At 36.2% G+C, this 14,449-nt stretch carries 10 protein-coding genes, 1 rRNA gene and 1 pseudogene; 8 read left to right on the forward strand and 4 right to left on the reverse strand.

The window, feature by feature from the left end; all coding sequences use genetic code 11:
* Positions 1 to 50: 50 nt before the first annotated feature.
* Positions 51 to 161 (forward strand): 5S ribosomal RNA (gene rrf / locus LDB17_RS03085).
* Positions 162 to 304: 143 nt separating this feature from the next.
* Here the strand turns inward: rrf and LDB17_RS03090 are convergent.
* Positions 305 to 1,705 carry a prealbumin-like fold domain-containing protein gene (locus LDB17_RS03090; protein WP_252639084.1) on the reverse strand — a complete coding sequence of 467 codons (1,401 nt, stop codon included), beginning with the start codon at positions 1,703 to 1,705 and terminating at the stop codon, positions 305 to 307.
* Between the two features lie 269 nt (positions 1,706 to 1,974).
* Between LDB17_RS03090 and LDB17_RS03095 the strand changes: the two genes are divergently transcribed.
* Positions 1,975 to 2,733 carry a glycosyltransferase family 2 protein gene (locus LDB17_RS03095; protein WP_252639085.1) on the forward strand — a complete coding sequence of 253 codons (759 nt, stop codon included), beginning with the start codon at positions 1,975 to 1,977 and terminating at the stop codon, positions 2,731 to 2,733.
* Positions 2,734 to 2,813: 80 nt separating this feature from the next.
* Here the strand turns inward: LDB17_RS03095 and LDB17_RS03100 are convergent, their stop codons facing one another.
* Positions 2,814 to 4,352 (reverse strand): CotH kinase family protein, encoded by a 1,539-nt coding sequence (locus LDB17_RS03100; protein WP_252639086.1) that lies wholly within the window; start codon positions 4,350 to 4,352, stop codon positions 2,814 to 2,816.
* 252 nt (positions 4,353 to 4,604) lie between these two features.
* Between LDB17_RS03100 and gyrB the strand changes: the two genes are divergently transcribed.
* From gyrB to LDB17_RS03130, 6 genes are all read left to right on the forward strand, one after another.
* Positions 4,605 to 6,560, forward strand: coding sequence for a DNA topoisomerase (ATP-hydrolyzing) subunit B (gene gyrB, locus LDB17_RS03105; protein ID WP_252639087.1), 1,956 nt, complete (start codon positions 4,605 to 4,607; stop codon positions 6,558 to 6,560).
* 314 nt (positions 6,561 to 6,874) lie between these two features.
* On the forward strand, positions 6,875 to 7,921 hold the full coding sequence (locus LDB17_RS03110) for an EFR1 family ferrodoxin (protein WP_252639088.1): 1,047 nt from the start codon (positions 6,875 to 6,877) through the stop codon (positions 7,919 to 7,921).
* 120 nt (positions 7,922 to 8,041) lie between these two features.
* Positions 8,042 to 8,479 carry a hypothetical protein gene (locus tag LDB17_RS03115; protein WP_393924884.1) on the forward strand — a complete coding sequence of 146 codons (438 nt, stop codon included), beginning with the start codon at positions 8,042 to 8,044 and terminating at the stop codon, positions 8,477 to 8,479.
* Between the two features lie 76 nt (positions 8,480 to 8,555).
* Complete coding sequence (locus LDB17_RS03120; RefSeq protein WP_252639090.1) at positions 8,556 to 9,233, forward strand: bacteriophage terminase small subunit; 678 nt, start codon at positions 8,556 to 8,558, stop codon at positions 9,231 to 9,233.
* 169 nt (positions 9,234 to 9,402) lie between these two features.
* A complete protein-coding gene (locus LDB17_RS03125) occupies positions 9,403 to 10,398 on the forward strand; it encodes a M28 family peptidase (protein WP_252639091.1) in 996 nt (331 codons plus the stop codon).
* A gap of 13 nt (positions 10,399 to 10,411) precedes the next feature.
* Positions 10,412 to 10,852, forward strand: a complete 441-nt coding sequence (locus LDB17_RS03130; RefSeq protein ID WP_006844157.1) for a SufE family protein — start codon at positions 10,412 to 10,414, stop codon at positions 10,850 to 10,852.
* A 13-nt stretch (positions 10,853 to 10,865) separates the two neighbouring features.
* Here the strand turns inward: LDB17_RS03130 and LDB17_RS03135 are convergent, their stop codons facing one another.
* Both LDB17_RS03135 and LDB17_RS03140 read right to left on the reverse strand, forming a co-directional pair.
* Positions 10,866 to 11,507, reverse strand: coding sequence for a thiamine diphosphokinase (locus LDB17_RS03135; protein ID WP_252639092.1), 642 nt, complete (start codon positions 11,505 to 11,507; stop codon positions 10,866 to 10,868).
* A 155-nt stretch (positions 11,508 to 11,662) separates the two neighbouring features.
* A pseudogene (locus LDB17_RS03140) lies at positions 11,663 to 14,440 on the reverse strand (MSEP-CTERM sorting domain-containing protein).
* Between the last annotated feature and the right edge of the window lie 9 nt (positions 14,441 to 14,449).

Below are 14,449 nucleotides of genomic sequence, written 5' to 3' on the forward strand. Positions count from 1 at the left end.
ATTCGTGCAGGTCGGAACTTACCCGACAAGAGATTCAGCAGTAACGATATTCAGGTGGTTATAACACCGGGGCTCCACCTCTTCCCATTCCGAACAGATAAGTTAAGCCCGGTCGTGCCGATGGTACTGCGTAAAAGTGGGAGAGTAGGTTACCGCCGTTTTAAGCAAAGTCCGTATACATGAAACTGTATGCGGACTTTTGTTATTTATACAAGTACACAAAAGATAAACAGCATAAGAAGAGGAGAGCCTATTATAGCTCTCCTTTTTGTTTAGAAAAAATAATATGACGCATACATGCTTTTTACAAAATTATATTCGAGTTGTTACGATTATCGGAGACATAATTGTCCTGAACATTTTTAGCATAGTTCACAATGTCAGATACAGTTAATTTTGTATTGGGGTTGTTTAATATATATTGTACATAAAATCCACGAGTATAACCGCGAGGTAATTCTGTATATCCTTCCGGAGGTGAGTCTTTAAGATCTAATTTCTTTATATCTGTCTTCTCTTTATTGATATATAATTTATAGCCTAGCTCTATATCTGTTAATGGCCTGCACCAACGTACATTGAGATAGTGATATGATTCATACTCTTTGCTAGTTATATAATCATGTATGCCTACATACCCAAAAGTATTATTTGTGTTTTGTACAGATAAGTAAACAGTATAGAATAGATGATAGATATCACCTCTTTTCCCATCATCATAGCAGCCACCATTAGAGCCTAGACCATTACACCATCTGCCGTCGCCATTCAGACGGGCTCCTCCGGGCATCATATTGAAACCATATATATTTGTTGATTTTTCGAACCAATAAACTTTATATGGGCTATTATTTCCTTGATAGATATTAAAGGCTAATGGATTCTCTCCATTCATGCTACTTAATGCGAAACGTACATCTCTTTCGTTAAGATTTGTATGAGTAGCATCATGCGATGTGTTGAATGGCGACATGGCAAATAATTGCCTATAATCAGCAGGAAAAGGTAATCTCCAGCCTTCGATTTTATTGCCATTCTCGTCAGCCATAAAGCAGTACTTATTCATATATTCTATACTCGGATAGCTGTAATATCTTCCATAGTATTTTTCAAAATTGTTTATATTCGATAATTGATAATATTGGGGATCGATGCGCACACGTTCAAGATATTTATTTAAGATGTTTTGAGTGATAGGTATATCGTTTTCGAAGCCATTTCCTTTTTTTATTGTATGAGAAAAATTCCTATCAATCCAGTAATATTCTCCAATACGCACAGCATTATATTCCCCTAAGTTTATAAGCCCTTGATAATTTATGAATTGCAAGGTCTGCTCTTCCGGTATTTCTTTCAATTTGGAATCTATATACGAGAATGTAGCTTCGATACAAGAGTACTTTAGAATAATTTCTATTCGTTTTTGGCTGGCATCATAGTTATCGGGAGAACTTATTTCTTCTACTACATATTTTCCTACGGCTAAGTTAGAGATATTTATTGTTCCGGAAGTGAGCGTATATGTTCCTACAACTTTATTACTAGCATCGAGAATCTGATATTGTCCGCCATTTACAAATGATTTGTTGTTGATCTCTTTTGCAGATATGGTAAGACAAGTATCTGTTTCTTTTTCATTACATCCATAAGACATCCAAGCGGCGAGGAATAGTATACTGGCGTATACAAATAATTTAGTTTTCATTATTTCATGTTTTAGCAAGGTTGCTAATTCTATTGAAACTTATAATATAAAAGAGCATTTATTATCCACATGATGTATACAAGCATATTCCTACTGTATATTTAAAACGTCTAAACGACACGATTGTTTCTGTCGTAATGTTAAATAATTAAGCAGGTATAGGCTTTTTAAGAATTATGAAATCTCTTTTTTTAATATATATAGAACGGTGAATGCATTTATAAAAAAAATGTATCTTTGTTCGTAGACTTAAATAAAATAATTTAGATATGCCAAGAATATCTATCATAACACCAACATACAATTCTGAAAACACATTACATGGAACAGTAGAAGCTTTGTTAAGACAAACTTTTTCTGACTTTGAATATATTATCATCGATGCGGTATCGAAAGACCAAACTCTGGATAAAATAGAGAGTTATATCCCTGACTTCGAAAAGAAAGGAGTCACGGTACGAATAGTAAGTGAACCCGACAAAGGTGTTTATGATGCGATGAATAAAGGAATATCTCTTGCTAGCGGAAAGTTGATCGGGATAACCAACTCTGATGATTGGTATGAGGATAATACCCTCGAAGTTATGTGGAATAAGTTTTCTGACGGAGTGGTAGATCAGAGCAATTCTATGATATACGGTATAGAGCGCGTGTGGAAAGACAATAAGATTTTTAATGTGCAACGCCGTGGAGCTTCGTTTATATCGGAGAGTGTACTGCCTCACTCTACATTTTTTGTATCTAAAGAGGTTTACAATAAATATGGAGCATTTGATCTTTCTATAAAAGTCTTGGCAGATTATGACTTTATTTGTAGATGTGTAAGTAAGGGTGTAGAGCTCGAAGAAGTGGATGTTGTGATCTCTAATTTCAGATTAGGAGGTATATCGTCTTCTTATTTCGATTTCTATTCCGATTACTATATGATACAGCATAAATATGGTTTTATATCAGATGAAAAATACAAGGAATATAAATACCTTCTTCGTTTGAAGAAAATCATAAACAGGTTTATGAAAAAATGGTAGATACATACCAGTTAGTACTTAATAAAAAAGAGAAAAGGGATTCCCTCTTCTCTTTTTTAGTTTATAATATGCCGTATTAATTACTTAAATTGTGGATCCATCCAACTTAATCTGTTTTTTATCCAGGTCTTAAGATAATTAACCTCACCTTGATAACTTCCAGTTACAATAGGGTTAGGCCAGACTTGCTTATCCAGTATTAACCATTTCTGAAAATTATAATGTTGAGATACATTTATTTTTTCAGCCATGCTGTTAATGAACGTATTTATGTTTGCATCACTTAATTCATTGCCACGTAATGCGTTCCACCTGTCTTTTACCATATTTTCAAATTCGGGATGAGAGAAAAATTGTTGATACCAAGGAGCTCTTGCACGTGCATGCCATCCTGATACCATATCGCAGTTGTCGTAATTTACATTTCCGAAAGCAATATCATAGTCCCATACCGGTCCGAAATATAGCTTATCGTCGCCTCTATTTTTATAGACGAATGTACTTAGGCGTAGATTGCCATCAACGTTTTTCGATAATTCGTTTAGTAATACATAATCAATGAATGATTTCATATCCAAATACTTCGGTAATTCTTCTATAGGGTTTACATCATTTTTTCCGTATATGATGTTTTCTATATTTTGGATATAGTTTGATATATATTCTTTTTGATTAGCCGGTATGTCTTCCGGTGTGTTTACACAGAATGTCATTTTTGCTTCTAGTGTTTCAAACCATACGGGTTCTCCTTTTCGCTCATCTATTTCGAGCAGATATCCTCCTGTGATATCTGTATCTGCTGCTTTCAATTCGGGAATATTGACCCTGTTTTTGTCTACCCGTATATGCTCTCCAAGCATGTAATTTCCTATATATTCTCCATTAAGTACAACATCTACATACTGTATGCGTGGAGTCCATGCAAATCCCATACGACGGCTGATCTCAAATGCCAATTCGTTTCGCATCAATGTCTTATCCGAGTAGTTGGCTAGCAACACCCAATGTTTGTTTTTAGGCATGCCCAATACTTGCGCCGATTCTTTTAGTTTCAGTTTGTAAGGTTTCTTTTCCATTCCCCACGTACTGTTCCCACGACCTTTTATTTCGGTGTCAGCTTCCATTAGCATCTCTTTTATAACCCCTTTATTATCCCTTGATTCTATCTTTATGGTTGCGTCCATATAGTCATCCTTCGATATAATTGGTGTGCCATTTTTAGTATTGATAGTCAGTAGCGGGAAATAGTACCCTTCGAGAGGTGCCGGCGGAGCAGCTTCTTGTTGTATACTTACTTTTTGTATTTTTGTTTTGGTTTTTATAACCAACTGTGTTGTAAGCTTAACCTCTTGCGTGTTTTCTTTCGCTTCTACATTAATCGTTACATCGCCCTCTCCAGACATGGGACTCACAGTGCACCATGAGGGAATATTCTTGTCAATTTTCCACTTGGTATTTGATTTGATTGTAATGCTTTGTTTTTCAGTTGAAACTTTAAAAAATAATTGACTTTTTGATAGACTGAGCGTATCCTCTACTTCATTGTCTTTATCGGAGCAACTCGTTATAGAAAAGAGGATACTTAAAATAAAAAATAGAAATGTGAATTGTTTTTTCATCGTATTCGGTTAAATTATTTATTGGACATATCGAAGAATACAAAGAAAACAAAAGCAATCAGAATTTTATTGGGTTTTACATGTTTTTATATAAATAAAACTGTTAATTTTTTGATTCTTTTCTTTATTTATAAGCAAGCAAAACGATGGCTTCTATTCTTGCTTATGTGGATAAAAATCTGTATATTTGTTAGATTTTTCAAACGCAAAACCTCAGGCGATTATTCGCCTATTTAATAGCAAAATATAAATATGACTGAGAACCAAAAAATTGCAAGCGAATCTTATTCCGCACAAAATATTCAAGTGCTCGAAGGCCTTGAAGCTGTAAGGAAAAGACCCGCGATGTATATCGGTGATATAAGCGAAAAAGGATTACACCATCTTGTGTATGAAGTTGTAGACAACTCTATTGACGAGGCATTGGCCGGATATTGTGATGATATCAAAGTCACTATACACGAGGATAATTCGATAACAGTACAAGACAATGGTCGTGGTATCCCGGTGGATATAATGGCTAAAGAGAAGAAATCGGCTCTCGAGGTCGTTCTTACAGTCTTGCATGCCGGAGGTAAATTCGACAAAGGAACTTACAAAGTTTCGGGAGGTCTTCACGGTGTGGGGGTGTCGTGTGTCAACGCATTGTCTACATACCTAAAAGCCGAGGTACACAAACAAGGGAATGTATATGTACAAGAATATTCTTGTGGAAAACCCCTGACTGGTGTAGAAAAAATAGGAACTACAGATCATACAGGTACAATTATAACTTTCAAGCCGGATGATTCTATATTTGTAGTAACAGAGTACAAATATGATACATTGGCGTCACGTCTTCGCGAACTGGCTTTTCTTAATGCCGGAGTTCGTCTATCGTTGGTCGATCGTCGTCAGGTAAAACAAGATGGAACATTCAAGACAGATACTTTCTTCTCCGAAAAAGGGCTGGAAGAATTTGTACGATATATAGATGCGTCTAAAGAAGCATTAATAGAAGATGTGATACACATTGTTACCGAAAAACAAGGAATACCGGTAGAAGTGGCGATGACATATAATACATCTTATAATGAGAATGTATATTCGTATGTAAATAATATACACACAATAGAAGGTGGTACACACCTTACTGGATTTCGCCGTGGGTTGTCTCGTACGCTGAAGAAGTACGCTGATGACTCGAAGATGCTTGAGAAAGTGAAAGTGGAAATTAATGGTGATGACTTCCGTGAAGGACTTACTGCTGTTGTTTCTATCAAAGTTGCTGAGCCTCAGTTTGAAGGACAGACAAAGACTAAACTTGGTAACAATGAGGTTATTGGAGCTGTTGATCAGGCTGTTGGAGAGGCTTTGGGCATATATCTTGAAGAGCATCCGAAAGAAGCGAAAATCATTGTAGAAAAAGTTATCCTTGCGGCAACAGCACGTGCAGCGGCTCGCAAAGCCCGTGAGTTGGTACAACGTAAATCTCCGCTTACAGGTGGTGGTTTACCGGGAAAACTGGCTGACTGTTCGAGTAAAGATGCTTCGATATGTGAGATCTTCCTTGTCGAAGGAGACTCTGCGGGTGGTACAGCAAAACAAGGCCGTGACCGTGGATTCCAAGCAATTCTTCCTCTTAGGGGTAAGATTCTGAATGTGGAAAAAGCGATGCCTCACAAGGTTCTCGAAAGTGATGAGATAAAAAATATATATACAGCACTAGGAGTAACGATAGGAACGGAAGAAGACTCTAAAGAGTTGAACCTCCAAAAGCTTCGTTATCAAAAAGTGGTGATCATGACCGATGCCGATGTGGACGGAAGCCACATTGCAACGCTGATTCTTACTTTCTTCTTCCGCCATATGAAAGCTCTGTTGGAGAAAGGGTATATCTATATTGCAACGCCTCCGCTTTATCTTTGCCGCAAGGGTAAAAACGAAGAGTATTGCTGGGACGATCGCCAACGCCGTGCATTTATCGAGAAATATGCGGATGGTGATGAAAATGCTATTCACACACAGCGATATAAAGGTCTTGGAGAAATGAATGCCGAGCAGCTTTGGGATACTACCATGAATCCTGAGCACCGTACATTGCGTCAGGTGACGATAGAAAATGCAGCAGAAGCCGATCACGTTTTCTCTATGCTGATGGGTGAAGACGTAGCTCCGCGCCGTGAGTTTATCGAAGAAAATGCAACTTATGCTAAGATTGATGCGTAAATAGCATATTTACAAAATAGAAGAAGCCGTAATTTGATTCAAATTGCGGCTTCTTTGTATATAATTGCTTCCTTCTTTAGGATCTTCCTTCTATCGTTCTTTCGGATTTGTAATCCGAAAAGATTTATTCGTAGGATTTAAAATCCTTTTATACAAAAGCTTTCGGATTACAAATCCGAAAAGACGATAGAAATGTAACTTTAGGCTATTGTCGCAAGTAGTCACTTTATTTTTTTTATTGATTTATATCGAAAAATGAAGCGAAAATTATTTTTGTAACTATCTTTGAATTATAATCTTATCTGATATACTGAATGCTTGTATATAAAAAAATAAGGATTTATTATTTTTCGGGAACAGGGAATGCGAAAAGGATTTCCTATTGGATTCGAGAATTTGCTGCCGAAAAGAATATAATATGCAACTTAGAGAATATAGATACAGCAAGACATAACAGTATTGACATAGACCCGGACACTTTGGTAATTATTATTTCACCAATACATGGATTCAACTATCCCCCAATAACCCTAGGCTTTATTCGCCGATTTCCAAAAGGCTCTAACGATATTGTATTGATGAATACAAGAGCCGGACTAAAGATTGGAAAAACAGTAACACCGGGTTTGACCGGAATCGCATTTTTTGTATCAACAATAATGCTAAAAAAGAAAGGATATAAGATTAAAGGACAAATACCTTTCGATATGCCCTCTAATTGGATGTCGATTCATCCGGCATTGAGTCAGAACGCTGTAGCATTTTTGCATGAAGCTAATTTTTATAAAGTAAAGAAATATTGTGACAGGATATTTGAAGGAAATTCTGTTTTTGTAGCATACAGGGATATTGTTCAAGATATACTGATATCCCCTATATCTTTAGGATATTATATTGCAGGGCGTTTTGCCTTTGCAAAATCATTCTATGCTTCAACTGCTTGTGATGGATGCCAGCTGTGTGTGAAACAATGTCCTGTAAAAGCAATCAAAATATTAAACAAGCGTCCTTTTTGGCTCTTGAAGTGTGAGAGTTGTATGCGATGTATGTCTATTTGTCCTAAAAGAGCAATAGAAAGTGCTCACGGACTCTTTGTTATTATAAGTATATTCTATTCTACACTTGCAACTTATTTGTTAAACAAATTGTCTTCCGATTTTTTGCATTATCCTTTTGTCGAAAAAGTCTTTTCTTTTATCGTCTTTTTTATTCTTCTGATTGTTTTCTATCGTATTCAACATCTTTTTCTTTTGAATAAACACATCGGACGGCTAATCTCATTTTTCTCTCTTACTCATTATAAATTCTGGGGAAGATACAGATCTATTGCTGATGCTATATGGAGGCAAAAGAAAAATTGAAAAGAACATTTTTTTATTTTTAAGATGAAATATATTATCAAAAATTTCTGCTATATCGTTATTTTGCCCTTGGTTGTTTCTTCTTGTAAAAAAATATCTAAAGAAGAGGCTGTACAACGAATGATACATGTCTATTTGCAAAATGACTCTGTTGTAAATTACAAGTCTGTTCAATTTAGTGGGCTTGATTCTACATTTACTTCTGTAAAAAAGACTCCGGAATATCAACATTTTTATCTAATAGAAGGTCTTTCTACGCTATTGATGCACACGTATAAATATGAAGACCCTGAAAAATCAAAGATATATGAGGATTCTATGAAAATTTATAAGAATAAATGTGACTCATTAGAAGCTTTATTTGTGCCAGAATTTATAGGATGGAAAATGCAACATATATATCAATCGGAAGATAAAGAAAAAGGTATTGTTGTAAATAATTTTATTTTCTATTTTCATAAGGATATGTCTCAAATAGTGGAAAAAGAGCAAGTCTATAGAAACTTATTATTGAAGACTTTCGAACAGGATCAAAAGCTATATGGGATAAAGAAATAGAGACGAAATATATCCTAATACATATTTATCACTTTCCTAAATAATTATCTATTATAAACAACTTATAATAATAGATATGGCAAAGTACACAGAAAAACTAGTAGAGAAGATTGTTACACTGATAGAAGCGGATACTTATTCTATCTCAGAGATATGCAGTATATTAAAAATCAGCAGAAAATCTTTTTATGAATGGAAAGATACAAAGCCCGAATTCAGAGAAGCAATAGAAGAAGCGATAGATCGTCGTGATGATATGCTAATGATGCTGGCTCGCAAGTCACTAAAAAGGAAACTGGAAGGTTATACCCTTACAGAGACAAAAACGATATACGTTCCCGATAAAAATAATCCTGATGAGCTGGTGCTAAAATCGCAGATCGTAAAACAAAAAGAATACGCCCCTGATACCCATGCGATAAAGCTTACACTTTCTCGTCAAGATAGTAAAGCCAATAAAGAAGAGGAGAACACTCCGTCTACTTTAACAATTGTTGTTCGTGATCAGAAAACAGCGGAGAATCTAAATCTACTGCGTGAGAATTTAAGGAAAGGAAACACACCCAAAAAAGACAAAGATTTACATCCGAAAAAAGACAGTGAAACTTCCGAATTACAAGATATACCAGATTGTTCTACAGTGGATAGTGATGAAGCAAGCAACGACAACACAGAAGTTGAGCTTAAACCCAAATTTGTTAAGGTTAGGCGTAGTGGTGAAGTCTTACCTCCCGGATATCTTTACAGAGGGTGACAATATAAATAATATGATATGTGTTACTTTTGTCACTTTTTGGAGTTAGACGCCTTACTTGTTTTAGTGTAGTGAAGGTGCTAATCGAAAAAACTCTTAAATGAAACCTCTACCTCACAACAAATCTCTATATTTGTAGATTGTATTCTGTAAAGTAAACTAGTATAAGATGGCAATTAAGAACATATACATTACATGCATGTCTTTGATTTTTATAGCATGCTCGTGTGGGAAAACAACTCAAAATGCGAATACGATGGCTGACTCGTATCAGAAAGTATCGCCGGACTTCAACGCCGATAGCGCATACGCTTATGTAGACAGACAAGTTGCATTCGGATACCGTGTGCCGAACACTAAAGAGCACGTTGCTTGTGGCGATTACCTGGTAGCCGAAATGAAACGTTTCGGAGCAGAAGTTCAGGAACAGAAGATGGTGGTAACGGCATATGATGGCACAAAGCTTAATGCCCGTAATATAATAGCCTCTTATGGTTTGGAGAAGAAAAACAGGGTGTTGCTTTTTGCCCATTGGGACACACGTCCGTATTCAGATCAGGATCCTGATCCGGCTAATCTTAAGAAACCGTTGCTGGGTGCTAATGACGGTGCCAGTGGAGTAGGAGTATTGATGGAGATAGGAAGAGTACTTCAGACCAAAGCACCTGAGGTGGGAGTAGATATCATCTTTTTTGATGCAGAAGATTATGGTATCCCTGCCTTTGCGGAGAAATCTTTGATTAAAGGAGAAACATGGTGTTTGGGCTCTCAGTACTGGGCAAATAATCCGCATGTACCAAATTATAAAGCTAAATTCGGGATATTATTGGATATGGTTGGAGCAGAAGGAGCAACCTTTTATAAGGAAGCTATATCCAAAGAATATGCAGAAGATATACTTGAAAAAGTATGGAGAACAGCCGGACTGCTTAGCTATGGCAAATTCTTTATTGGTAAAGATGTGGGTGGAGTAACAGACGATCATGTCCCTGTAAATCAGATTCGCAAGATACCGAGTATCGATATTATCGATTACCGTCAGGATATGGATCATGGGTTCTTCCATTCATGGCATACACAAAAAGATGATATGCGCAATATCAGTAAAGAAACATTGAAGGCCGTAGGACAAACAGTGCTGGAGGTTGTATATAAGGAAAAATAAACAGAGGGAATAAATGGCTACAATAAACGAAGTTCAAGACGAGATTATAGAAGAATTTTCGATGTTTGACGACTGGATGGATCGTTACGCATTATTGATAGAATTGGGAAATTCACTGGATAAATTAGACGATAAGAATAAGACAGAAGATAATCTTATTGTTGGTTGCCAAAGCCGGGTATGGCTACAGGCTGATTACATCGACGGTAAAATAGTCCTTAAAGCGGAGAGCGATGCTGTAATCGTAAAAGGCATTATCGCTCTACTGATAAAGGTGCTGTCGAACCGTACGCCGGATGAAATTATAAATACCGATCTTTACTTTATAGAGAAGATTGGGCTGAAAGAAAACCTTTCGCCTACGCGCTCCAACGGTCTTGTGTCTATGATAAAGCAAATCCGTTTTTATGCGATGGCATATAAGGCGAAGGAAATCGGTGAGGTAGGAGCTTAACGCTTGGGGATAATCAAAAAGCCCTGTAAACGATCATACGTCCGTTTGTTTCTATCCTAAACTCATCGCTTGTAGATTCGTTCAGGGTGGCTTGCCACCAGTTGGTAAAAGTCCGCTTTTCGATAGCATACAAAAGATTGTGCGATGTTACAATGCTCTGATCTATGCAGAATAAAGATACTTGCTGCCCTTTATAGCTTTCGAAAAGAGAGGTAGAGCCTATTCCGTTAAATACACCGTAGTTGGTAATCATTTCTACGTCGGCATCATTCATATACTCGCATAGCAAGCTTATATTGGCAATGGTATGATCTTCCCGTTTGCCTGTTGCGCCGAGTATCGTCAACTCTTTTCTTCCTTGTTTCAAGCAGAATCGTACGGCTTTTGTAAGGTCGTTGGTTTCCTGTTCGGGAATTCTGTGTATAATATCTGCAAACCGTATTTGGTTCTCTTCCGAGAGCGAATCACAATCGCCAACTATTGCATCGGGCAATCTGCTTGTGTTTGTCAGATTATTAGTTGCCCCGTCGCAACAGACAAGGTACTTGCAGTTGTTGAGTATCGATAAAGCTAAAGGATTGGAAGGAAAATTACCATTTGCCAGTATGACGGTATCTGTCCGGCGGTTTATATCGGGGAGGTTGTATTTTTTCATTCTGAAATTATCATATAATAAGAGGGGGTAAAATTAGTAAATAGTTTAGTATTAAGTTTTATTGATGTGAAGAAAGTAAAATAAAAGCTGAAGTCTTTTATTTTGGAGATTAATAAAAAAACAGCAATCTAGGAGTAGACTGCTGTAGTAGAATATTAATGAAGATTCTGTTTCCTCTTTCTATGCTTATAATATAATAGAAAAAGACCGAACAAAACGGCTATTAAAATGAGATCGGGTTCAGACATTCGCTGCGTATCGTCACTCAAATCAAGCGATCGGTTTCCTGAGAGTGTTTCTTCCTGCTTCCTTTTTAGTAAAGCCTTTTGAGCTTCATTTTCTACAACGATATAAGAAGTAAGAGGAGTCATTATGCGAGACTTAAAGCTGTTTTGCACAAGCGATAGCCATTCTTTATCCGCTGTTTCAGGGTATAATGATTGTAGCATCCATTGAGCTTGCATTTGTAATCCTGATTCCCAATCTTTTTCTTTTATATCATTTTGAGTAATTTCAAGACTCTTGCTTTTAGTGGTCAATATTATAGAAGGTTTATTATCATCAGGAAGATAAGATGTCGGGTTAGCTGGATTTGGCCAGGCTTTTACGTTGTGCTTTGGGATAGAGTCTACATTGCTTTTTATAACCTGAGTTCCTGTAGCAAAGGTATGAGAACGCAGATTGTCATTTTGTATCGAATAAAATGTGTCACTTTCGGGATAAGTAAACCTCATATTTTCAAAATCAAGATTGACTATTGCTTTGTCAATGTTGTCACTAACCACTACAATTACAGGATATGTATTGCTTGGGTTTGTATACGAGTCGAATAAGATTTTTTTGATAGCGCGATCCAAGAAAAAACCACCTTCGAAGTCTTGGCTTGAGATGTCTTTTTCGAAGTCCGAACTCATTAATCGTTCTTTGACATACGTGTTTGTAAATGATACTTTAGCATCATCTCTTTTTGTTTCAATAAGATGTTTCTTGAACAGATTGTTTATAGCTTGAGTAAATTTGGCTTGTCTTTTCTTAACTATTTCTTTTGGTAGCGTATTTACTTGTTGAGTTTTAGAATAATCGTACTTTGTTAAGCTTAAATCATTTCTGTTGGCTGAAACATCAACTATAAAATGATAATACGGCTTACGCTCAACAGTTTCTAACCTGCTTTTATCTTCCGCAGAAAGATAAATGGCATCATCGGTTTTTACTGTAGAGATGGGGTTTACAGATTGCTGAATTTGCGGATTGCCAAGAACGAGTTTATGATTGTCTATTATTATTTCTACGGGGTCTTTATGTATAAATTCGATACCTGTATATCTGACTTCCTCCTTTTGAAAAGGAAATACCTTGAATTCAACCAGATTACCCTGCAGATATCGTAATAGTCCTGGATCTCGGTTTACGTTCCTTATTTGGTTAAATATCCATGTGGCAGCTTTTTTCTCAGCTAGAATACCCATTTCTTTTACGTCACCTACATACAGATAATAATCGCTTATCCAACAGCCTTCGGGTAGATTTATATAGGTTTTATATTCAGAGTTCCATAGTGGAGTATCACCGTTTTTTATAGTCAAGTCTATGTTGCTTATCCATACTTTTTTATTGGTGTCATATTCGCTATGTTGTTTAATGTCTGTTATTTTAATATTCGCAGTGTCTAAGGTGTTTACAAATTGGTTTTGATGATAGTCGTCAACCGAACCGTTGAAGAGGTGATATATTTTTCTATCAGTCTACCCCATTTTTATCCAGTTATTACAAATGGCTCGTAATGGATAACCTGAACTTATCGCAATCGAAAAAAGACATGATGAGAGACCTCTTCCTACTCTATGATCTATTGTCGAGAGCATTTTGTTTACTGCATCAGCACTTAGTCTGTAATCTTTGCTATAATCAGGGCTGTAGATATATTCAAGTGTTCTGCTTAGCATGTTCTTATCGTATAAATAGCTTATCGTTGTGCCGATAGGTAGGATAAGTATACCAATGGTTGCACTAAGGTATATTGTTGGTTTCTTGTATACTTGTTTTAATGCTCTGAAGTCTTTGGTTAATTCGTTGAGATGTATAGGGAAAAGTATCAGTGGTGTAAGCATTAAAAAACCGAGCCCTAAAAATATAACAGCAAAAATTGAAAATGGCAGTAGTGGCATCATTACAATAAAGAAATACAAGGTGTAGGTGAACGTTATGCACCTTCCGCTAAACAGCAGCAATCTTAATTTCTTATCGCTGGGATTAGGTATGCAGAGCAATGTTGCATTCAGAATAGTTATTACATAAAACCAAATATTGGAGAAATCACCGAATAAGTGGTCTAGCCTTGTATTAATCAATAATCCGGCTATTGGTAATATAAAACTGATTAGTATTTTCCATACTAATTCATGAGTATATAATTTGCGCTTGGATATTAATATATAAACAAAGCGTAGTATAAAAAACAAGAATGCAGCCGTAATAATGATGATGAGCAAAACGAATAGGTCTCCGTTGATGGAAGATATACCGTTCCATAAACTGGAAAAAACCACGCCGAACATGTAAAATATCGCTGGTATGAGAATGGCGAAAAATATGTTAACCGAAGCTCTTCTGTTATTTGCATTTGGTGTTAATATAATTACAGATGCAAACAGTGAGTGAATTAGTGTCGGCATAAGGAAAGATCCTACGTACATGAAAATATTGCCGGAAATCATCCAATTTGGTATGCTGAAAGGTATGATATCCCCTGAATTGTGATAATAGAGATATATATAAAGAGTATAGGCTATAAAAGATGTGGTACAATATGTTAAGTCTAATCTCTTTCTTCGTCTGATTTGTATAATCGCATATGTAGCATTGCATGCCATTAAGAGAATAAGAGTGGCAGCAAAATAATACCAAAGCGTGATACTCTGTTCGTTTAGCAAAGGTTTTAT

It is taken from the genome of Dysgonomonas sp. Shenzhen-Wh21 (assembly GCF_043392705.1).
Lineage (GTDB): Bacteria > Bacteroidota > Bacteroidia > Bacteroidales > Dysgonomonadaceae > Dysgonomonas.